The following is a 21,719-nucleotide window of genomic DNA, read 5'->3' as shown; positions in this document are numbered from 1 at the left end:
TTTCCGTCATCGTGTCAGCCGGCCGAACGCCGGGCGCGTTCGAGCAGCCATTGCGCGCCCGCACGATCGCCGCCGACGTCGAGCAGCGTCGCGAGATGCGTCAGCGCCTCGTGATGCGTGGGGCGCAGGTACAGCGCCTTGCGATAGAAGTCGCCGGCTTCCGCGGCGCGCCCGCGCGCATCCGCGATCAGTCCGTTCAGATAAAACGCATCGGCATGCGGGCCGACGCGCGCCGAGAACTGCGCGAGCACACGCTCGGCCTCGTCGAACGCGCCCGCGTTCGCCAGCGCCTGCGCATCCTCCAGCGTCGGAGCATCGTCGAGCGCCGCCGCGATGCCGTCGTTGGCCGGGGCGGCCGTCCCGGCGGTTGCCAGCGCGAGGTCGGCCCGGGCGTCGATCGCGGCCGCCGGCACGACCGGCGGCGGCACCGCCGCGAACGGCTGACGCACGTCGCCGAGCCAGGCGGGCGGCGCGACGGCCACCACCGGGCGCGGCGCGGCGAGCGGTGCGATCGTGAAGCGCTCCGCGCCCCGATACGGCGCCGCCGCGGACAGCGGCGCGACCGGTCGCGCCGCGCCAGCCTCGGCCGCCGCGCCGGCCGGCTCGCGATGAAACGCGAACGCGAGCGGCACCCGCGCCGAGCGCATTCCGTGCCGCATCGCGACACCCGTCTCCGCCGGCCCGACGAACAGCACGCCGTCGTCGGCAAGACGCTCGTCGAGCGAGCGGATCACGCGATCCTGCGCGTCGCGGTCGAAATAGATCAGCACGTTGCGACAGAACACGAAGTCGTAGCGAATGCCGGTATCGGCCAGCGGTTCGACGAGGTTCGCGTGACTGAACTGCACGCACGCGCGCACGCGCTCGTCGAGCAGCCAGCCGTCGCGGGTCGGCGTGAAGTAGCGCGTACGAAACTCCGTCGCCGTCCCGCGGAACGCATTGCGCCCGTAACAGCCGAGCCGCGCCTGCTCGATCGCGCGCGGGCTGAGGTCGATCGCGTCGATCGCGAAGCTGGCCGGTTCGAGCCCCGCATCCAGCAGCGCCATCGCCGCCGAATACGGCTCCTCGCCCGTCGAGCACGGCGCGCTCAGCACGCGGATCACGCGGCCAGGCATCGCGGCGAGCCGTTCGGCGGCCAGCCGCGCAAGCGTCGCGAACGCCTCGCGGTCGCGGAAGAACCACGTTTCCGGGACGACGAACAGCTCGATCAGCGCGCGCCGTTCGTCGGCCGACGCGTTGAGCTGCTGCCAGTACGCGTCGAGCGCTTCCGGCGTCACGGGCGGCCGCGCGGCCGACGGCACGCGCTCGCCGTCCGCCTGCCACGCATGGATGCGATCGGTCAGCGCACGCATCAGGAAATCGTTGCCGAGCGAATCGGGGTCGATGCCCGTCTCGCGCAGCAACCAGCCGCGAAATCGCGATTCGGACACGTTCATGCGGACTCCTCCCCGTGGCCCGGCAGGCCGTCGAACAGAGACAGGCGTGCGACGTCGTCGATCAGGTCGGACACCGACACCTGCTGCACGACGCCGTCGGGCGTGTTCGCGACCCGCCCGAGCCAGCGCGTGCGCGCGGTCGCGATGCCGCTCACGCGGAACGCCGCGCGGTCAATCCGCATCGTCTGCGTCGCGCGCTCGACGATCAGGCCGATCGTGCGTTCGCCGTCGGCGTGGCCGGCGTGACTCGCGCGACAGCGGACCATCACGAGCCGCGTCGAGCGCAGCGCCTGCGCGCGCCGCCCGAGCGCCAGCATCGGCAGGTCGATCACCGGCACCGGCTGCCCGCCGCGCATCAGCAGCCCGGCGATCCAGTCCGGCGCGCCGGGCACCGCCTTCATGACGGCGAGCGGCAGCACCTCGTCGATGCCGGCCGCGTCGAGCGCATAGCGCTCGCCGTCGAGCTCGAACATCAGGAACAGCGCGTGGGCGCCGTTCTGCGGATCGGCGCGCGTCACGCGTCGACCTTGAAGCGCGACACGCTGGTGCGCAGCTGGTTCGCGACGAGCGTCAGGTCGTCGATCGCCTGCGACGACTGGCGCAGCGATTCGGCGGTCTGCTGCGCGGCCTCCGACAGTTGCGACAGCGCCTGCGTGATCTGCTCGGCGCCGTTCGCCTGCGTCTGCATCCCTTCGTTGACCATCTGGAAGCGCGGCGCGAGCGTCTGCACCTCGGCGATGATCTGCGACAGCTGCCCGCCGACCTGCTGCACGTCGAGCATCCCGCGGCGCACTTCCTCGGAGAACTTGTCCATCCCCATCACGCCCGCCGACACGGCCGACTGGATTTCCTTGACCGTCTGCTCGATGTCGTAGGTCGCGACGGCCGTCTGGTCGGCCAGGCGGCGGATCTCGGTCGCGACGACCGCGAAGCCGCGGCCGTACTCGCCGGCCTTCTCGGCCTCGATCGCCGCGTTCAGCGACAGCAGGTTGGTCTGGTCGGCCACCTTGGTGATGGTCGCGACCACCTGGTTGATGTTCAGCGCCTTCTCGTTGAGGATCGCGAGCTTCGCGTTCACCGAGCCGGCCGCATCCATCACGCTGCGCATCGTCTCGCCCATCCGCGTGAGTCCGCTCTGGCTCACGCCCGCGAGCGTCGCCGACTGCTCGGCCACGCCGGCCACCTCGTTCATCGTGCGCAGCAGGTCGCGCGACGTCGCGAAGATCTCGCGCGAGGTCGCGCCGATCTCGGTCGTCGTCGCCGCGGTCTCGTTCGCGGTCGCCTGCTGCTCGCGCGACGTCGCGGCGATCTCGGCCACCGACGTCGTCACCTGCAGCGACGACTGCTGCGCGCGCGAGACCAGCTCGGTCAGCTCGTCGGCCATCCGGTTGAAGCCCGTCTCGAGCGTGCCGAATTCGTCGCGACGGCGCAGATCGAGGCGACGCGTCAGGTTGCCGGTACGCATCACGTCGTGCACCTCGACGAGCCGCGCCATCGGCACGGTGACCGAACGGTACAGCACGTACCCGAGCCCGAGCGCGGACAGCAGCACGAACGCCAGCGCGGTCGCGAGCACGATCTCGGTGTCCTGCACCGATTCGCGGATCAGCTTCGCGGATTGCTCGGCGAACTTGCGGTTCTCCTGCACCAGCACGTTCGCGTTGCGCACGACCTCGGTCCACGCGGGCAGCACTTTCGCGTACGCGGCGACCGCTTCCTCGTGCGACACGCGGCCCTTCTGCACCGCTTCGTTCAGCAGCGGCGCGTAATGATCGTAGGCGCCGCGGAACGCCACGAAGCGCTGCCGGTCGTCGTCGCGGAACGTCGTGTTCTGGTAGTCCACCGACAGCGACTCGATGTCCTTCAGCACGTCGGGGATCTTCGCGAGATCGCGCTGCACGGTTTCGGGTTCGGTATCGACGAAGGTCGCCTGCTGCAGCAGCGTGAACGATTCGTTGACCGAGCCGCGCAGCGTCGACGCGAGGTAGACGCCGGGCAGCGAGTCGCGCTCGATGCTGATGGCTTCGGCGTTGATCGCGCGCAGTCGCTCGTACGACACGCCGGCGGTCACCAGCATCAGCACGAACAGCACGCCGAAGCTGAGCAGGATGCGATTGCCGAGCGTCAGCCGGCCAGCGCCGATGGTCGGATGCAGGCTTTCATTGGTCGCGCGGGGCGTCACGGTGGCCATGTTCGTTATGGGCTTTCTAAATTCAGCGTTGAAAAAATCCGCGTCCGCATGCGCGCCGGGTGGCGCGCCACGAGCGCATCGGGGTCTCGCGAGCGGCGCGGCGCCGGCAGGCCGCGCCGCGAAATCACCGCTCCGCTTGCGCCGGCAGCCGAAGCGCGACCATGAAGCCGCGCGCCGTATTGCGCATCAGGATCTGGCCGCGATGCCGCGCCGCCGTCGCGCGGACGAACGCGAGCCCGAGGCCGAAGCCGCCGCGCGCCGCGCCGTGCGCGGATTCGAGCTGCACGAACGACTCGGTCGCGGCCGTGCGCTGTTCCGGCGCGATGCCCGCGCCGGCGTCCTCGACGCCGATCAGCCAGGCGCCGTCCTCGCCGCCCAGCGTGCAATGTACGTCCATCCCGGCCGGCCCGTATTTCAGCCCGTTGTCGACCAGGTTCGCGACCGCGCGCGTCAGCATCATGCGGTCGCCCATCGTCACGCACTCGGTATCGGGCACGTGCGCGATCACCCGGCAGCCGAGCCCGGCCGCCTTCTCCCACAGCTGGTCGACGGCGTCGAGCACGATTTCGTTGAGACTCACGACCTCGTGCGCGCGGCGCTCCGACTGCGCGCGGGTCAGATGGATGAAACCGTCGGCGAGCGCGAGCGCGCGCCGCGCATGGCCGGCGATGCGCTCCATGATCGCCGGCATGTCGCCGTGTTCGGTCCGGTAGACGTCGAGCAGCGCGAGGATCGACGTCTGCGGCGAACGCATGTCGTGCGACAGGAAATCGAGCGCCTCGTCGCGCTGCCGCGACATCAGGTAAGAATTCGAGTGATAGCGGATGCGCGCGGTCAGCTCCATCGCGTCGGGGAGCTTCACCAGATAGTCGTTCGCGCCGGCGATGAACGCCTCGCGCTTGACGATCGGCTCCTCCTTCGCGGACAGCACGATGATCGGCACGCGGGCGGTGCCGGCGTCCGCGCGCCACGCGCGCACGAGATCGAGGCCGTCGATCTCCGGCATCACGAGATCCTGCAGGATGACCGTCGGCTTCACGTCGCGCGCGACCGCCATCGCCCGGTGTGCGTCGGTGCACACGTGCAGGTCGATGTCGTGCTCGCTGCGCAACGCGCGGCGGATCACCTCGCCGACGAACGGCTGGTCGTCGACCAGGAGGACCGATAACCCCGATTCGAGGTAATCCGAGGCATTATCACTGCTCGATTCTTTCATAAATACAGTTTCAAACGCCAAATCTCCAATCGATTCTTTCATAGGAGTTGTTTATCCGACTTGGACGCTATCTTATATTGGCAGTTGAAAAACCCGCCTGATTCCGCCGATTTGGCCTGGCGGCACTGCCTTGCGGGGCTTTGGACGCCGCTTGTTCCCCCGTCGACGACCGCATTACCTCCGCATTCTTTCTCTCAATAAACATAACCGGCTGATTCTAAATGAAATTAGAACACAGCATCTATCTCCTTCCGGTTTAGTTTTGCCAAATATGCAGAAAGAGACGGAAACAGTTAAATCAGATCATTTCCGGATTCGAGAGACGATAACGTTTGCGAGACCGGCGCCATGAGGTTTGCATGCGCTGCAAGGCTCGGGATCGGTCATATTGAGGGCCGGATTCAGATACTCCGAATCGGCAGGCGGGAGGGGAAAATCGCGCGACGGGGGTGGCTCGCCCCGCGCGCGGGTCAGGGCCGGCACGGCGCCGGCCCGTGCGATTCGCGAGCTGGGCGCCCTAGCCGCGCGCGTGCTGCGCGGATACTTCCTGCAGGTCCAGGTCGCGTTCGAGCGCGTGCAGCATCTCGTCGTGGATGCGCCCCGACCGGTGCAGGCGCAACAGTTCGGCACGCCCGGCCCGGATCGCGGCCAGCACCACGTCGTAGTGCGCCATGCGCACTTCCGCCGGATACGCGGGCTCGTTCTTCGAGCGTTCGGTCAGCTCGGCGCGATACGTGTATTGCTCGAGCAGGCGCGGATGGATCACGACGCCGTTCTCGTCGCGCACGAGCGGCTGGATCGCCGCGAGCTGCGCGGCCTCGACGTACGCCCATGTCTGCGGCTCGGTCAGATGGTGCGCGGCCCGCTCGTCGCGCTGCGGCAGGCGCAGCAGCCGGATAAGCGGCCCGATCGTCGTGCCCTGCAGCAGCACGGTGACGAGGATCACCGCGAACGACGCGACCAGGATCACGTCGCGGCCAGGCAGCGCCTCGGGCAGCGACAGCGCGATCGCCAGCGTCACCACGCCGCGCATGCCGGCCCAGCTCATGATCGTCGCGGCCTTCCAGTCGGGTGCCTCGCCGCGCCGTACGACGCCGCGCACCGGCCACTTCAGCGCCTCGACCGCGTAGATCCACACGAAGCGCGACACGATCACCGCCGCCAGCACCGCGAGCACCGGCGGCACCATCGTGCCCAGCACCTGTTCGAAACCGCCGAGCCGATGGATCGCACCGCGCAGCGACAGGCCGATCAACACGAACACCATCGCCTCGAGCAGGAACACGATGACCTGCCAGAATGCCGTGCCACGCGTGCGCACCGCCGCCGAGAATACCTCGTGCTGATGCCAGCCGACGATCATGCCGGTCGTGACGGTCGCGATCACGCCCGACACCTCGACCATTTCGCCCGCGATGTAAGAAATCCAGCCGGCGATCACCGCGACGGTGATCACGAGATAGTCGTCGTCGAGCAGCTTCAGGAACCACACGACGAGCTTGCCGACCACGAAGCCGACCACCACGCCGCCGAGCCCGAGCTCCGCAAAGCGCACGACCGCGTGCTCGAGGCTGAACGCGCCGGTGAGCGCGGCCGCGACCGCGAAGCGGAACAGCACGAGGCCGGCCGCGTCGTTCAGCAGGCTCTCGCCTTCGAGCAGCACCATCAGCCGGCGCGGCAGCGCAACGCGTTCGAGCACGGCTTTCGCCGCGACCGCATCGGGCGGCGACACGATCGCGCCGAGCGCGAAACACGCGGCCCACGGCAGCTCCGGCACCACCCAGTGCACGGCGAAGCCGACCGCGAACGTCGTGAACACGACCGCGCCGATCGCCAGCATCAGAATGCCGCCGACGTTGCGCTTGAACTCTTCCCACACGGAGAAGTACGCGCCGTCCATCAGCAGCGGCGGCAGGAACACCAGCAGCACCAGCTCGGGATCGAGGTTGATCGGCGGCAGGCCGGGAATGAACGCGATGCCGATGCCGCCGATCAGCAGCGCGGCCGCGGGCGGCAGCCGCAGCCGCTTGGCGATGCATTCGAGCGCGACGATCGCGAGGAATGACAACAGAACCAGCTTGAATGCCGAGACGGGGGACATGAATCGACCTCGTGAAGAATGAATTCGCGCGTTCCGGCGTCGTACCCCGGTCGGCAGTTTCGCGCGATTACATCACGAGGCGAGGCCCGCAGTCGAGCCTGTTTCAGGCGGCCCGCGGCGCGGCACATGCAGGGCACATGCGCGGCGCCGTGCCGCTCCACGCGCCGCCATGCGAAACGGCACGCAGGCCGGCCCGATCGCCCGCCCGCGTGCCGTCGCGGCGCCGCGCTGCCTGCCGCGCGTTACCGGCGCCGCACCACCATCAGCCGCGGCTCGGTCATGTCCTCGATCGCGTAGCGGATCCCTTCCCGGCCGAGGCCCGAATCCTTCACGCCACCGTACGGCATGTTGTCGACGCGGAACGACGGCACGTCGTTGATCACGACGCCGCCGACCTCCAGTTCGTCCCATGCGCGGTGCGCATGCGCGAGCGAATCGGTGAACACACCGGCCTGCAGCCCGAAGTCGCTGTCGTTCACGCGCGCGAGCGCGTCGTCGAAGCGGTCGAACTTCTCGAGGATCGCGACCGGGCCGAACGCCTCCTTGCGGTACAGGTCCTGCTCGCGCCCGACGTTCTCCAGCAGCGTCGCTTCGAACATCGCGCCGTCGACCTTGCCGCCCGCGACGATCTTCGCGCCTGCCGCGACGGCCGCATCCATCCAGCCCGACAGCCGGCGCGACTCGGATTCCGAGATCATCGGGCCGACGAACGTCGACGGATCCTTCGGATCGCCCATCTTCAGCGAACGCGTCTTCGCGATCAGCTTCTCGCGCAGCGCGTCGTAAAGATCGGCATGCACGAGGATCCGCTGCACGCCGATGCAGCTCTGGCCCGACTGGTAGTACGCGCCGAACGCGAGCCGCTCGACCACGTAGTCGAGCCGGTCGCGCTGGTCGGCATCGACGATCGCGGCCGCGTTGCCGCCGAGCTCCAGCACGACTTTCTTCTTGCCGGCCTTCTCCTTCAGCGCCCAGCCGACGGCCGGCGAGCCGGTAAACGACAGCAGCTTGAAGCGCTCGTCGGTCGTGAACAGGTCGGCGCCGTCGCGATGCGCGGGCAGCACCGAGAACGCGCCCTTCGGCAGGTCGGTCTCCGCGAGCACCTCGCCGATGATCAGCGCGCCGATCGGCGTGCGGCTCGCCGGCTTCAGCACGAACGGACAGCCGGCCGCGAGCGCGGGCGCGACCTTGTGCGCGGCGAGGTTCAGCGGGAAGTTGAACGGCGAGATGAACGAGCACGGGCCGACCGGCACGCGCTTCGTGTAGCCCGTATAGCCCTGCGCACGCGCGGAGATCTCGAGGTTGACGATCTCGCCGTCGATGCGCACCGATTCCTCGGACGCGACGCGGAACGTGTCGATCAGCCGCGTAACTTCGCCCTTCGAATCGTTGATCGGCTTGCCGGCCTCGATGCACAACGCCTCGGCCAGCTCGTCGAACCGTTCGCGAAAGCGCGCGACGCAATGATCGAGCACGGCCTGCCGCCGGTAGGCCGGCATCTCGCGCATCGGCTTCGTGGCGTCGACGGCGGCGGCGATCGCCGCATCGATCGCCTTCGCGTCGGCCAGCGCGACGCGCGTGGCGACCTTGCCGCTGAACTTGTCGGTCACCTCCAGATCGGTGTTCGCGTAGACGGCTTCGTTGGCGAGGTAGTACGGATAGGTTTCCTTCAACATGGAACGACTCCTTCCTGTGAACGGGTATTCAGAGTTGCGCCGACAGGCGCTTGATCTCGCGGTTCAGCACGCGCTCGTTGTCCGAGTAGTCGATCGGCACGTCGATCACGTGCACGCCCGGCGACGAGAAGCACTCGCGCAGCAGCGGCTCGAGATCGTCGGCCGACTCGACGCGATGCCCGTGCGCGCCGTAGCTTTGCGCGTACGACACGAAATCGGGGTTCTGCAGCGTCATCGCGAAATCGGGGAAATTCATGTTCTCCTGCTTCCAGCGGATCATCCCGAACGCGTCGTCGCGCAGGATCATCACGACGATGTCGAGCTTCAGCCGCACCGCCGTTTCGAGCTCCTGAGAATTCATCATGAAGCCGCCGTCGCCGCACACGGCGATCACCTTGCGCTGCGGATGCACGATCTTGGTCGCGATCGCCGACGGCAGGCCCGCGCCCATCGACGCGAGCGCGTTGTCGAGCAGCAGCGAGTTCGGCTCGTGCGCACGCCAGTAGCGTGCGAACCATATCTTGTACATCCCGTTGTCGAGACAGACGATGCCGTCCACCGGCAACGCGTTGTACAGGTCGTTGACGATCCGCACCGGGTACATCGGGAACCGCGGATCGTGCTGGCCCTTTTCCAGGTGCGCGTCGAAATGCGCCTTGATCATCTTGAAGCGCTCGAAATCCCAGTGCGATTGCGGCGTCAACGCCTCCTTCATCTGCCACACCGCGTTCGCGATGTCGCCGACCACCTCGATCTGCGGGAAATAGACGGGGTCGACCTGCGCGCCGAGGAAGTTCACGTGGATCACGGTCTTGTCGTCGGTGCGCATGAAGAACGGCGGCTTCTCGATCACGTCGTGGCCGACGTTGATGATGCAATCCGCGTGCTCGATCGCGCGATGCACGAAATCGCCGTCGGACAGCGTCGCGTTGCCGAGCCACAGCGGGTGCGTCTCGTCGATCACGCCCTTGCCCATCTGCGTCGTGAAGAACGGAATGCCCGTCTTGTCGACGAATTCGAGCAGCATCTTGCAGGTGGTCTTGCGGTTGCCGCCCGCGCCGATCATCAAGAGCGGATGGCGCGCGGCCTGGATCGCGTCGACCGCATGCGCGACCGCCTTCTCCTCGGCCACCGGCCGCCGGCTGTAGCTGCGCGGGATCGGCTTGCCGTCGCCCTCCTCGTGCGCGATGTCTTCGGGCAGTTCGAGGTGCGCGGCGCCCGGGCGCTCCTCCTCCGCACGGCGGAACGCCTCGCGCACGGCCGACGGGATGTTGCCGATCGACACGATCTGCCGCGTGAACTTCGTGAGCGGCTGCATCATGTCGACCACGTCGACGATCTGGAAGTGGCCCTGCTTGCTGGACTTGATCGGCTTCTGCCCGGTGATCATCAGCATCGGCATCCCGCCGAGCTGCGCATACGCGGCGGCCGTCACGAAGTTCGTCGCGCCCGGCCCGAGCGTCGCGAGACACACGCCGGTGCGGCCCGTGAGACGGCCGTAGGTGGCGGCCATGAACCCGGCCGCCTGCTCGTGCCGGGTCAGCACGAGCTTGATCTTCGATCGCCGCAGCGATTCGAGCAGATCGAGGTTTTCTTCTCCTGGAATGCCGAACACGTACTCGACGCCTTCGGCTTCCAGCGCCTTCACGAACAGATCCGATGCTTTCATGGGGACTCTCGGTTATGCCGCCTGCCCGGCCTACGGACACGCGGCGTTCATGACGCGCGCCGGCCTACGGCACGCGGACGCCTTACCTACTGGACACTGACCACGGCACTGCCCGCCGCGCACGACGCGATGCGTGATGCGCGGCGACGCCCCCGAACACCGGAGGACGGACGGACCCGCCCGCACGCGGCAAGCACGCGCAGGCGGCAAAGACGTTTTTGATTGTAGACGGATTCGCGCAACTCCGGCTTCGACCGGATGGCCGGCTCCGGCAGCGGAAAGATCGGCCTGACGGCCAGTCAGCGCCCGGTGACGCGACCGGCGGGCTGGCATGGCAACGATGTTCCATTCAACAGACATGTGAACCATGGTTGACACATTGCAATGCATGCCCTACAGTCCTCCTGCATTCAGCATCCGGACCACCGACGTCTTCGACGCCTGGTTTGCCGGCCTGCCCGATCGCCTCGCCAAACGCCGCATCCAGGCGCGCATCGACCGCCTGTCGATGGGCAATCCGGGCGACTGGAAATCCGCCGGCTCCCCCGTCGTCGAAATGCGTATCGACCACGGCCCGGGCTATCGCGTCTATGACGTGAGGCGCGGAACGATATGGGTCATCCTGCTCTGCGGCGGCGATCAATCGGCGCAACAGGCCGACATCCGCGCCGCGCACGCAATGCTCGCGCACCTCGACATGGAGTGATCGATGGACAAGATCAAGACGCGGCCGTGGGATTCGGCCGAACACCTGAAAACCGAAGACGACATGGCCGACTACTTCGACGCATGCCTGCAGGAGGCCGGCGACGATCCGGCCTTCATCGCGCATGCGCTCGGCGTGATCGCCCGCGCACGCGGCATGTCGCAGGTCGCACGCGATGCGGGCCTGTCGCGCGAAGGGCTGTACAAGGCGCTGTCGCACGACGGCAATCCGAGCTTCGGCACGATCCTGAAAGTCATCAAAGCGCTCGGCCTGCAATTGCACGGCGCCAAGGCTGCCGCGTGATCCGGCGGCGCACGGCGTCGCGCCACGTGCGCAACGTCCGTGCCCGTGTCAGTGCAGCCACCCGGCCGCCCAGCGCGGCACCAGCGACACGAGATACAAGCCGAGCCCGATCAGGCCGCCGACCAGCGTGCCGTTGATGCGGATGTACTGCAGATCCTTGCCGATGTTCAGCTCGATCTGTCGCGACATCTCGCGCGCGTCCCAGTTGCGCACCGTGTCGCGAATGTGACGCATCAGGAAATCGGCGAAATCGGGCGCCATCTCGTGCACGGCCCGCTCCACATGTTCGTTGAGCGACGCGCGCAGCGCCGGGCTCTCGGCGAGCCGCGCGCCGAGCCAGCCGCCGAGCGTCGCGGCCTGCCGGTGCAGCGCCGAATCGGGGCGCGCGAGATCGGCCTTCAGCCACGCACGCAACTGGTCCCACAAGTCGCGCACGTACTCGTTGAACGCGTCGCCGTCGCGAATATAGCGCTTGATCTCGTCGCCCTTCGCGAGGAACGCGGGGTCGTGCTTCAGCCGCTCGGTCAGCCGCACGACCGTCCGGTCGAAGCGTTGCCGCAACTCGTGCTCGGGGTCGGCCGCGACGCCTTCGAGCACGCGGCTCACCGCGCTGGCGAGCATCCGCGCGCCGTTCTCGCCGAACCATTGCGTCGGCATGATCTTCTCGACCTTCGGGTATTGCGTCTTCAGCCATTCGACGATGAAGCCCGCGATCACCTCGCGGTTCTCTTCCTTGTCGAGCACGTCGACCACCTGTTCGATCGCGTCGTCGAGCAGCGCCTGGTGGCGGCCGTCCTTCGTCAGCGTATCGAGGATCGCGCCGGCCGATTGCGACAGGTCGACCCGGTCGATCACCGCGCGGAACGCATCGTGGACGAACGACTGGATCCGCGCGTCGTCGGTCATGTCGAGCGCGAAGCTCATCAGCTTCGTCACGTAGCCGCCGAGCGCGTCGGTGTTCGCCGGCTCGCCGAGCCATGCGCCGAGCTTCTGCGCGGGATCGTGCTGGCGGATCTGCGCGGCGAGCGCGTCGGGGCCGAGGAACTTCTCGCGCACGAACACCGCGAGGTTGTCGGCGATCTTGTCCTTGTTCTTCGGGATGATCTCGGTGTGGCGCGACACGAACGGAATCGGCACGCGGCGGAACAGCGCGACGACCGCGAACCAGTCGGCGAGCGCGCCGACCATCGCGGCTTCCGCGACGGCCTTGAAACCGTCGACCCACGGGCCGCGCGGCAGCACGATGGTGGTGACGAACACCGCGACGGCCGCGAGCAGCAGCCACAGCGCACGGCGCTTGCTTCGTTTCAGTTCGAGGGCTTTGTCTGGCGTCATGGAAGACGAGCGGATCGGCGATGCCGCTAATATCCCCGATTTCGCCGCAGCCGACAAACCCGCGGCCCGCGCGGGCACGCACCGCGCGCGCCGCTGCTACATGAACGTCTTCAGGTTGACGGCCGGATCGGCCAGCTTCACCGGATCGGGCACCGCCCCTGCCGCGATCAGCCGGCGCGACGCGCCGATGTCGCGTCCGAGGTTCGCCGCGGCCACCGCGACGATCCTGCCGTCGTCGCCGAGCGCGAACACCGTGAACGGCCCGCTCGCCGGCTCGCCGCGCACGACGATCGTGCGCTCGCTGCCGAACAGCCCGAGCATCTGCAGGTTGCAGTCGTACTGATCCGACCACAGCCACGGCAGCTCGGCATAGGTCTCGTCGGCACCGAGCAGGTTCGCGGCCGCGACGGCCGGCTGGTTTTCGGCCACCTGCCACGATTCGATCCGCACATGCCGCCCGAGCAGCGGGTTGAAGTGCATCGTCACCTCGCCCGCCGCGAAGATCGCGGCATCGGCCGTGCGGCAGCCCGCGTCGACGCGTATCCCGTTGTCGACGTCGAGCCCGGCCGCCTGCGCCAGCTCGACATTCGGCACCACGCCGATGCCGACCACGACGACGTCGGCCGGCACGTCGCCCTGATCGGTCTCGACGACCGCGCCGCCGCCCGGCGCGCGCCGGATCGCGCGCGGCAGCGTCGCCATCCGGAACAGCACGCCGCGCGCATCGTGCAATTGCCGCGCATATGCGCCGACGACTTCCGGCAGCGCGCGCTGCAGCAACCGCGGCGCCGGATCGATCACCGTCACGTCGCAGCCGAGCTGGCGCGCGGCCGCCGCGACCTCGAGGCCGATGAAGCCGCCGCCGAGCACCGCCACGCGGCGCCCGGGCGCCAGTTGCGCACGCAACGCACGCGCATCGTCGACCGTGCGCACGTAATGCACCGCGACACCTTCGTCGATCGCCCCGCCGAACGTGCGCACACGCGAACCCGTCGCGAGCACGAGCTTGCCGTACGGCAACGTCGCCCCGTCGTCGAGCCGCACGCGCTGCACATCGCGCTCGATCGCGTCGACGCGGGTGCCGAGCCGCAACGCGATGCGCTGCGTGTCATACCACGCGGCATCACGGATGAACGCGCGCTGTTCGCCGCCGTCCGTCAGCAGCGCATCCTTCGACAGCGCCGGCCGGTCATACGGCAGCTCGCGCTCCGCGCCGATCATCACGATGCGCGCCGCCGCATCGCGTGCGCGCAGCGCTTCGGCCGTACGCCGCGCCGCGTGGCCGGCGCCGACGATCACGAACGGATCAGCCGACATTGACTTCCACCTGCCCGTCGACGATCCGGATCGGATAGGTCTGCACCGGCTCGGTGATCGGCGCGCATTTCGGCGCGCCGGTGCGAATGTCGATCAGCCCCTGATGCAGCGGGCACTCGACGCAGCCATCCTCCACATAGCCTTCGGACAGCCGCGCATGGCCGTGCGTGCAGAGGTCATGCATCGCGAACAGTTCGTCGCCGATCCGGAACACCGCGATCGGCTTCTGGCCGGCGACGCGCGCCGCCGGTTCGTCTTCGGAGAATTCGTCGAAAGCGCCCAGCGGATGCCATTGGGCGAGCGTTGCTTCAGTCATGTCGATTCCTTGCTTCGTCAGATCGATCAGAGCGGTCAGATCGGCGTCGCGAGCAGCGTCTGCACGCGCGACGTGTCGTAGATCACGCGCTTGGTCTTGTAGCGCAGGCCGTCGGGCGTGCGCACGACCGTGTCGTAGTACTTGCCGGCCTGATACACGTTCGATTCGCCGTTGCTGCGCGTCTGCACGACCACGTAGTTGCTCTCGGTATCGATTTCGCCGTCGCGCTCGGCGACGATCGTCAGGCCCGACGTCATGTGCCGGTACGTGTGCTCCTCGTAGATGTTCGCGTGCCGCAGCGACACCACGCGGTCGCGCAGCATCCGCTGGTTCGTGCAGTGGACGATCCCGACCGGCAGCCCGAGATCGGCGTTCTCCTTCGGCACGATTTCGTACGTGCAGTCCTCGGTGAACATCTCCGGCCAGTGTTCGAGCCGATCGTTGTCGAGGTGCCCGATGTAGCGGTTCTGGAGCATGTAAATCTCGAACCACGTCTTCATGTCTTCCGTCATTTTCCTGCTCCCGCCTCAATAGCCCATCAGCTTCTGGTAGCCGACCCAGAACTTGCGGATCAGGCTCTCGGTGATCACCGTGTCCTGCTGGTCCGGATTGCCGCGCGACATCTCGATCACCGACGTCGCATCGGCGTCGCGCACCGTGCCGCGCTGCACGAGCTCGGTCGCTTCGGTATCTTCCATCGAGATGTAGCCGGCCGGCCCGACGAGGTTCGCCTGCTTGATGCGCAGCGCGCGCAGCTCGGGCGTGTCGTCCGCATAGCCGAAGAAGTGGAAGATCAGCTCGAAGTTGTCGGGCCCTTTCGGCAGGATCTGCCGCGCGACCAGCGTGTTGTGGATCTGCTGGATCACGAGCTGCGGGAAGATCGGCTGGATATGGTTGGTGCAATCCTCGTCGTATTCCGATACGAGATCGAGGATCGATTCGTCCTCCAGATGGAAGCCCTCGTCGAACGAACGGATGTTCTGCTGCTTGTATGCGGCCGACGTGTCGTCATTCGTCTTCGTCACCGTGATGATGCTGTGCAGCCCGTGATTCGCGTCCGGAATCGAGCGCGCCTTCATGCCGACGCGGAAGATGTTGAAGGTCGTATGGAACAGGTGCAGCATGCTCGCGTGATACGGGTCCTTCACGTTCTCCATGTACAGCTTCCAGTTCGACTTCGAATACTGGCGCGTGCAGCCGAGATACTCGATCGGCTTGTGGAAGATCCGGTCGATCCACGGACGCATCTGCTCGCCCAGATACTCGGGCAGCGGCGCGACCTCGTCGCTGAAGGTCGCGAACACGAGCCCGCGATAGCTGTCGACGCGCAGCTTGCGCAGCCCGTGCTGCTTCGGATCGAAATCGGCCGGCATCCCGGTCATCCCCTTCTGGCCGCGCCGGAACGGCACGCCGAGCAGGTTCCCCTGGTTGTCGAAGCTCCACTGGTGATAGACGCACGTGTGCGAACTCGCGTTGCCGCGCGACTTGCGGCACACCTGCGCGCCGCGGTGCGCGCAGCGGTTCACCCACGCGGACAGCGTGCCGTCCTCGGCGCGCGTGACGACCACCGGCGTGTCGCCGACGAACGTGCTCTTGAAATCGCCGGCGTTCGGGATCTCCGCTTCGAGCGCGACGAAGTTCCACGTCGGCCCGCGGAAGATGCGTTCCTGCTCGCGATCGTAGACCGCCCGCGAGCTGAACACCTTGTACGGCACGCGCGAGCCGTCGTCGTGCGGAAAGGTCACGTCGGATGCGTCGCCGCGCTCCGCGAAAACGACGGGCGATTCTGTCTGCTCCATGTCGGACTCCTTGTCGATCCGTTGCGTTGAATGCATGGAGCCGATTTTTGAAAAGCTAATATTCAGCGTCTATCCGGAAAGTGCGATTGCGGCGGTGCAATATCCACTTTCGGCGGATTTCTGCGCTAGCATGACGGCACACGCGACCCGTCGCACGATCGCGACCCATTCGTCGGATCGAAGCGCGCGTCGCCCTACCAAGGCTGAGGCCCATGTCCCCAACGTCGTTCGAGCCGCTCGCGCTACGCGCGCACCGGCTGTTCGAATCCCGCGATCTCGACGAGACGCGCGAGCGGATCTCGCGCGTGATGCAGCCGCACGCGCTGCTGCCGAGCGGCCGCGTGCAGGGCGCGTCGCACATGGATTTCGTCAAGCTGGGCGGGCTCGGGATCGGCACGATCGCGTTCGGCGACGCGATGCGCGTGCAGGTCGATGCCGTCGACGGCTACTACCTGCTGATGTTCTGCCTGTCCGGCCAGGCCGAAGTGCGCGCGATGGGGCGGCAGCTCGGCGTCGACGGCCAGACCGGCGTGCTGTGCGCGCCCGGCGAGCGCTTCGACGCGGTGCTGTCGGCCGATTGCGAGCAGTTCGTGCTGCGCATCGACGCGGCGACCGTCGGCTCGCTGACCGGCGACCCGCGCGCGACGCTCGACCCCGTGCTGCACGTCAGCGACGCCGCGCTCGCCGCGTGGCGTCAGCAACTGATGCTCGTCGCGCGGTCGCCCGAGCTGCTCGAACGCGCGAACGCGAACCCGCGGGTCGCGTCGCAGCTCGAGCATCTGCTGATCGACCTGCTGATCGAAGGCCATCCGCCGTCCGTGCCGCAGGCGTCGCATCGCGACCCGGCGCCGGGCTTCGTGCGGCGCGCGCAGGAGTTCGTCGATGCGCACTACGCGCAGCCGCTGCAGCTCGCCGATATCGTCCAGGCCGCCAACGTGCCCGAACGGACGCTGCGCGACGCGTTCCTGCAATTCCGCGGGATGAGCCCGATGCAATATCTGCGCGCGACGCGGCTCGACCATGCGAGGGAGTTGCTGCGTGGGTCGACATCCGAGCGACGGATCGCCGATATCGCGCTCGATTGCGGGTTTACCCACCTGGGCCGGTTCGCGATCGCGTATCGGGAGAAGTTCGGCGAATCGCCGTCGGAAACGCTCGACGCCAGGCGCTGAAGCAGCCGTCCGCACACGCACTGCCGCACGGCCGTAGGCTGCATTTCGCGCGCCGTCCTGCCGATCGCCGTTCCCACCCTTCGCGCGTTCCGCGCGTGAGCGAGGTTGCCCCAATCGACGGCCGGTCGCACTCGCGCGACGACCTCGCGTCGCAATCTACGCCGGCGGCCCGCGCCGCGGCACGGCGTTGCTCGCCGCATCCGCGGACGGCCGGCGCGCAGGGTCGAGCCGTGCCGCCGCGCACGCCAGCGCCCCTTCGATCCGTTCGAGCATCGCGCGCGTGGCCTCGCTGCGCGGGCTCGCGCGCAGCAACAGCCCCAGCCACTTCAGCCGCCGCGCGAGCATCGGCACGACCAGCGTCCGGACGATCAGCCGCTGATCCCGGTCCAACGGATCGAAACGCACGCATGCGTCGACGAGCGCATCGAGCGTGAGTACCACGTGAGCAGAACGCGTCGCGCCATTCAAGGGTCGATACTCCCGTCGCAGCAGGCTGCGAACCGTTATCCCGATCAAAACGCCTTCCAGTCGACGGCGCCGCCCGCGACAGGGGCGCTCAGCCCCGCCGCCAGCGGTTTCGTCGGCGCGACGGCAAGCGCGGATGCAGGCGCCGACGACGCCATGACCGGCGCATCGTCGGCATTCGGCGCGAGCTTGAACGCCGCCATCGCCGCCTGCAGGCGGCCGGCCTGCTCCTCGAGCGAATGCGCCGCCGCGGCCGCCTGCTCGACGAGCGCCGCGTTCTGCTGCGTCACCTGGTCCATCTGCTCGATCGCCAGATTGACCTGCCCGATCCCCTGGCTCTGCTCCCGCGACGCGGCCGCGATTTCGGCGATGATATCGGACACCTGCTTGATCGCGAGCTTCACCTGCTCCATCGTCGCGCCGACGCCCGTGGCCTGCCGCGCGCTGTCGCGGATCATCGACACCGACGCGCCGATCAGTTCCTTGATCTCCTTCGCAGCGGCCGCCGAGCGCTGCGCGAGGCTGCGCACCTCGCTCGCGACCACCGCGAAGCCGCGCCCCTGCTCGCCGGCGCGCGCGGCCTCCACCGCGGCGTTGAGCGCGAGGATGTTGGTCTGGAACGCGATGCTCTCGATGACGCCCGTGATGTCGGCAACCTGGCTGGAACTGCTGCTGATCTGCCCGATCGTCGCGACCATGCTCTGCACGGCATCGTTGCCGGCATCGGCCATGCCGGTCGCGCGCGTCGCCAGCGTATTGGCCTGCTGCGCGTTGTCGGCGTTCTGCTTCACGGTCTCGGTCAGTTGCGTCATGCTCGATGCGGTTTCCTCGAGCGACGCGGCCTGCTCTTCCGTGCGGGCCGACAGATCGGCATTGCCGCTCGCGATCTGGCGCGACGCAACCCCCACCGCTTCCGCGCTGCGCTTGATGCCGCGCACCGTCGCACCGAGTTGCCGATCCATCGTCGCCAACGCACCGAGCAACCGGCCGAATTCGTCGTGCGAGTCGACGTCGATCCGGTTGTCCAGCGACCCGCCGGCGATCTCGTCGGCCACGCGCACGGCCTTGCCGAGCGGCGTCGAGATGTGCCGCATCAGGTGCGCGGATACCCACGCCGCGACCAGCACGCCGATACCGATCAGGCCGATCGCGATCCACAGGATCATGACGAAGGTCGACGCGCTGTCGTCGACGAACGACTTCGCCTGATCGATGTTCAGTGCGATGTCGTCGTCGAGCGCCTGCTTGAGCGCGCCGGCGGCGGGCGCCAGCCGGTCGATCGCCGCGGCGGCCGCGTCGCGGTCCCCGCCGCCCACCGCCGCGAGTGCCGCGTCCACGCCGGCCCGGAACCGCGGCAGCACGTCGCGAATCCGGGCCGCGATGCGGCGCTCCTTGTCGCTCGTGATCGATTGGCCGTAATAGCGGTTCCATATCGTGTCGAGACGGCGTTGCCCGGCACGCGTCTCGTCGATCCCGCTGCGGACCCGCGCGGGATCGCGCTCGGACAACACCCCGCGCATCCGAAGCTGCGTCTCGAAGGTCGCGGCGCGAATTTCCGACAATTCGCTGATCGGCAAGGTGTTGTCCGTATAAGCATCATGGACGTTCGAATTCAGTCTCGACAGACCGAACAGGCCGAACACGCCGATGGCGACCATGAGCGCGACACACGCGGCAAGCGCGAAAAAGATCCTGAACTTGATGCTTTTCCCCAATCGGCTCACGCTGCTCTCCTCCACTGTTCCAGGGCGATGCGGAACGGGAAACCCCGCGTCCAACCCTGTTTACGGAGAGCGACATGGCCGATTTATCGGCTGCCGGCAGGATAGAAAAAACCATGTGCGGCAATAATCGGCATGCGGCGATCGTTTTGTGTCGGCCGTCAGCCATCACGCCGACGGCACGATCATCTCCCGCGCAATCGCGCAGAACGCCGCCGTCGCGGCGCTTTCGCCGTGCAGCCGGCGGCTCATGATGATCGGCGACGTCGCGCCCGGCTCCGGCAGCCGCCGGTAGACCACGCCCTTCACGCGTACGCCCTCCACGCTCTCGGGCACCAGCGACACGCCGACCTGCGCGGCGACGAGCCCGAGCGCGGTCTGCAGCTCGCGCACCTCGTGCACGGCCGCCGGCACGACCGCGCCGTCGCGCAGCGCGGACAATTGCTGATCGGCGAAGCTCGGCCGCGGCGTGCTCGGGTAGACGATCATCGTCTCGTCGGCGAGATCCGCGAGCGTCAGCGGCCGGCCCGGATCGGCGAGCCGATGCCCGACCGGCAGCGCCGCGATCAGCTTTTCCTCGATCAGCGCCTCGCGCACCAGTTGATCGTCGTCGAAGCGCAGGCGGCCGAACCCCACGTCGATCCGCCCGCCCTTCAGCGCGCCGAGCTGTTCGAGCGTGAACATTTCGATCAGCGACAGCTCGACGTCCGGCTGCGCCTCGCGAAACGCGCGGATCACGTCCGGCAGCGCGCCGTACAGCGTCGACGGCACGAAGCCGATCACGATTCGCTCCGACAGTTGCGCGAGCCGCCGCGTCAGCGGCCCCAGTTCGTCGGCCTGGTCGACCAGACGCTTCGCCTGCGCATAGAACACGCGCCCGGCATCGGTCAGTTTCAGCGGCCGCGCGCCGCGCTCGAACAGCGGCAACCCGATCTCCGCCTCGATCGCCTGAAGCTGGCGGCTCAGCGGCGGCTGCGTCATGTGCAGCCGCTCCGCGGCCCGCGTGATGTTCATTTCCTCGGCGACGGCGATGAAGTAACGGAGCTGACGCAATTCCATTTCATGCCTCAAAGGTATGGAAGTAGTCGGAAAGAGTGTTGGACGACGCGGGGCGGGAATTCCTACCATGTGCACCAACAGGAGGAATCGCATGATAGCAACTGCCGCCACCATCGAACGCATCGACACGCTGCTGGTCGACGTGCCGACGATCCGGCCCCACAAATTGTCGGTCGCGACGATGAATTGCCAGACCCTCGTGCTGGTCCGCGTTCGATGCACGGACGGTATCGAAGGCGTCGGCGAGGCGACGACCATCGGCGGTCTCGCGTATGGCGAGGAGAGCCCCGAAAGCATCAAGGTCAACATCGACACCTACTTCGCGCCGCTGCTGCAAGGCATGGACGCGACGCGCCCGGGCGCCGCGATCGCGCGGGCGCGCAAGCTGTTCCAGGGCAACCGTTTCGCGAAATGCGCGATCGAGACCGCGCTGTTCGACGCGCAGGCGCGGCGCCTGGGCGTACCGCTGTCCGAGCTGTTCGGCGGCCGGCGGACCGATGCGGTCGATGTCGCGTGGACGCTCGCGAGCGGTGATACCCAACGCGACATCGCGGAAGCCGAAGCGATGCTCGACGCCCGCCGCCATCGCGCGTTCAAGCTGAAGATCGGCTCGAACGCGGTCGCCGACGACGTGGCCCACGTGGTCGCGATCAAGCGCGCGCTCGGCGAGCGCGGCGACGTGCGGGTCGACGTGAACCAGGCCTGGAGCGAAACCGATGCGATCTGGGCCGGCGCGCGGCTGGCCGACGCCGGCGTGAGCCTCGTCGAGCAGCCGATCGCCGCGACCAACCGCGCGGGGCTCAAACGCCTCACGCAGCTCGCGCAGGTGCCGATCATGGCCGACGAGGCGCTGCACGGCCCCGTCGATGCGTTCGCGCTCGCGCAGGATCGCGCGGCCGACGTGTTCGCGGTGAAGATCGCGCAGTCGGGCGGCCTGCAGGGCGCGGCGAGCGTCGCGTCGATCGCCGCGGCGGCCGGCATCGAACTGTACGGCGGCACGATGCTCGAAGGCGCGGCCGGCACGATGGCGTCCGCGCAACTGTTCAGCACGTTCGACTCGCTGAAATGGGGCACCGAACTGTTCGGCCCGCTGCTGCTCACCGAGGAGATCCTCGTCGAGCCGCTGCGCTACCAGGATTTCAAGCTGCATCTGCCGGCGACGCCCGGCCTCGGCATCACCTTCGACTGGGCCCGCATCGAACGGATGCGACGCGACGCCCGCTGATCCCCACACGAC

Annotated in this window: 19 protein-coding genes; 4 read left to right on the top strand and 15 right to left on the bottom strand. The window is 67.9% G+C overall.

Going from position 1 to position 21,719, the window contains the following annotated elements; all coding sequences use genetic code 11:
* Positions 1–14: 14 nt before the first annotated feature.
* From H0X95_RS21930 to H0X95_RS21900, 7 genes are all read right to left on the bottom strand, one after another.
* Positions 15–1,436: a CheR family methyltransferase gene (locus tag H0X95_RS21930; RefSeq protein WP_012493174.1), complete on the bottom strand. Its 1,422-nt coding sequence runs from the start codon at positions 1,434–1,436 to the stop codon at positions 15–17.
* A complete protein-coding gene (locus H0X95_RS21925) occupies positions 1,433–1,954 on the bottom strand; it encodes a chemotaxis protein CheW (protein WP_006490979.1) in 522 nt (173 codons plus the stop codon). Before H0X95_RS21925 ends, H0X95_RS21930 begins: the two co-directional genes overlap by 4 nt.
* Positions 1,951–3,627, bottom strand: a complete 1,677-nt coding sequence (locus H0X95_RS21920; protein ID WP_012493173.1) for a methyl-accepting chemotaxis protein — start codon at positions 3,625–3,627, stop codon at positions 1,951–1,953. The genes H0X95_RS21925 and H0X95_RS21920 overlap by 4 nt, the downstream gene beginning before the upstream one ends.
* Before the next feature lie 124 nt (positions 3,628–3,751).
* Positions 3,752–4,885, bottom strand: a complete 1,134-nt coding sequence (locus tag H0X95_RS21915; protein WP_059722547.1) for a hybrid sensor histidine kinase/response regulator — start codon at positions 4,883–4,885, stop codon at positions 3,752–3,754.
* A gap of 475 nt (positions 4,886–5,360) precedes the next feature.
* Complete coding sequence (locus H0X95_RS21910) at positions 5,361–6,944, bottom strand: Na+/H+ antiporter (RefSeq protein WP_058902848.1); 1,584 nt, start codon at positions 6,942–6,944, stop codon at positions 5,361–5,363.
* A gap of 242 nt (positions 6,945–7,186) precedes the next feature.
* Positions 7,187–8,620: an aldehyde dehydrogenase family protein gene (locus tag H0X95_RS21905; RefSeq protein ID WP_006490987.1), complete on the bottom strand. Its 1,434-nt coding sequence runs from the start codon at positions 8,618–8,620 to the stop codon at positions 7,187–7,189.
* Positions 8,621–8,648: 28 nt separating this feature from the next.
* Positions 8,649–10,289: an acetolactate synthase large subunit gene (locus tag H0X95_RS21900; RefSeq protein ID WP_006490980.1), complete on the bottom strand. Its 1,641-nt coding sequence runs from the start codon at positions 10,287–10,289 to the stop codon at positions 8,649–8,651.
* 388 nt (positions 10,290–10,677) lie between these two features.
* Here H0X95_RS21900 and H0X95_RS21895 point away from each other — a divergent pair, with 388 nt between their 5' ends.
* Both H0X95_RS21895 and H0X95_RS21890 read left to right on the top strand, forming a co-directional pair.
* Complete coding sequence (locus H0X95_RS21895; protein WP_059722545.1) at positions 10,678–10,995, top strand: type II toxin-antitoxin system RelE/ParE family toxin; 318 nt, start codon at positions 10,678–10,680, stop codon at positions 10,993–10,995.
* A gap of 3 nt (positions 10,996–10,998) precedes the next feature.
* Positions 10,999–11,298: an addiction module antidote protein gene (locus H0X95_RS21890; protein ID WP_006490972.1), complete on the top strand. Its 300-nt coding sequence runs from the start codon at positions 10,999–11,001 to the stop codon at positions 11,296–11,298.
* A gap of 48 nt (positions 11,299–11,346) precedes the next feature.
* Here the strand turns inward: H0X95_RS21890 and H0X95_RS21885 are convergent, their stop codons facing one another.
* From H0X95_RS21885 to andAc, 5 genes are all read right to left on the bottom strand, one after another.
* Positions 11,347–12,633 (bottom strand): DUF445 domain-containing protein, encoded by a 1,287-nt coding sequence (locus H0X95_RS21885; RefSeq protein ID WP_006490986.1) that lies wholly within the window; start codon positions 12,631–12,633, stop codon positions 11,347–11,349.
* Positions 12,634–12,729: 96 nt separating this feature from the next.
* The gene (andAa, locus tag H0X95_RS21880) at positions 12,730–13,950 is read right to left on the bottom strand and encodes an anthranilate 1,2-dioxygenase system ferredoxin--NAD(+) reductase (RefSeq protein ID WP_058902845.1); all 1,221 of its coding nucleotides are present in this window, start codon (positions 13,948–13,950) and stop codon (positions 12,730–12,732) included.
* On the bottom strand, positions 13,940–14,266 hold the full coding sequence (gene andAb, locus H0X95_RS21875; RefSeq protein WP_006496019.1) for an anthranilate 1,2-dioxygenase ferredoxin subunit AndAb: 327 nt from the start codon (positions 14,264–14,266) through the stop codon (positions 13,940–13,942). Before andAb ends, andAa begins: the two co-directional genes overlap by 11 nt.
* A 35-nt stretch (positions 14,267–14,301) precedes the next feature.
* Positions 14,302–14,778, bottom strand: a complete 477-nt coding sequence (andAd, locus tag H0X95_RS21870; protein ID WP_006490977.1) for an anthranilate 1,2-dioxygenase small subunit AndAd — start codon at positions 14,776–14,778, stop codon at positions 14,302–14,304.
* 15 nt (positions 14,779–14,793) lie between these two features.
* Entirely contained in the window at positions 14,794–16,065 is a 1,272-nt protein-coding gene (gene andAc, locus H0X95_RS21865) for an anthranilate 1,2-dioxygenase large subunit AndAc (RefSeq protein ID WP_058902844.1), read from the bottom strand.
* Positions 16,066–16,277: 212 nt separating this feature from the next.
* On the opposite strand from andAc, the gene andR reads away from it, so the two are divergent.
* Positions 16,278–17,237, top strand: coding sequence for an anthranilate 1,2-dioxygenase regulatory protein AndR (gene andR, locus H0X95_RS21860; protein WP_034202656.1), 960 nt, complete (start codon positions 16,278–16,280; stop codon positions 17,235–17,237).
* A 156-nt stretch (positions 17,238–17,393) separates the two neighbouring features.
* Here andR and H0X95_RS21855 read toward each other — a convergent pair whose 3' ends face one another.
* The 3 genes from H0X95_RS21855 to H0X95_RS21845 all read right to left on the bottom strand — a co-directional run bounded on the left by H0X95_RS21855 (position 17,394) and on the right by H0X95_RS21845 (position 20,482).
* Complete coding sequence (locus H0X95_RS21855; protein ID WP_006490982.1) at positions 17,394–17,678, bottom strand: hypothetical protein; 285 nt, start codon at positions 17,676–17,678, stop codon at positions 17,394–17,396.
* Positions 17,679–17,749: 71 nt separating this feature from the next.
* Positions 17,750–19,426, bottom strand: a complete 1,677-nt coding sequence (locus tag H0X95_RS21850) for a methyl-accepting chemotaxis protein (protein WP_059722725.1) — start codon at positions 19,424–19,426, stop codon at positions 17,750–17,752.
* Between the two features lie 165 nt (positions 19,427–19,591).
* A complete protein-coding gene (locus H0X95_RS21845; protein WP_059722543.1) occupies positions 19,592–20,482 on the bottom strand; it encodes a LysR family transcriptional regulator in 891 nt (296 codons plus the stop codon).
* Between the two features lie 91 nt (positions 20,483–20,573).
* Between H0X95_RS21845 and H0X95_RS21840 the strand changes: the two genes are divergently transcribed.
* Complete coding sequence (locus H0X95_RS21840; RefSeq protein WP_058902842.1) at positions 20,574–21,707, top strand: muconate/chloromuconate family cycloisomerase; 1,134 nt, start codon at positions 20,574–20,576, stop codon at positions 21,705–21,707.
* The last annotated feature ends 12 nt before the right edge of the window (positions 21,708–21,719 follow it).

This window comes from Burkholderia sp. 9779_493 (genome assembly GCF_015712215.1).
In the GTDB taxonomy this organism is placed as follows: domain Bacteria; phylum Pseudomonadota; class Gammaproteobacteria; order Burkholderiales; family Burkholderiaceae; genus Burkholderia; species Burkholderia cenocepacia.
This window is presented reverse-complemented; position numbering and strand designations above follow the sequence as displayed.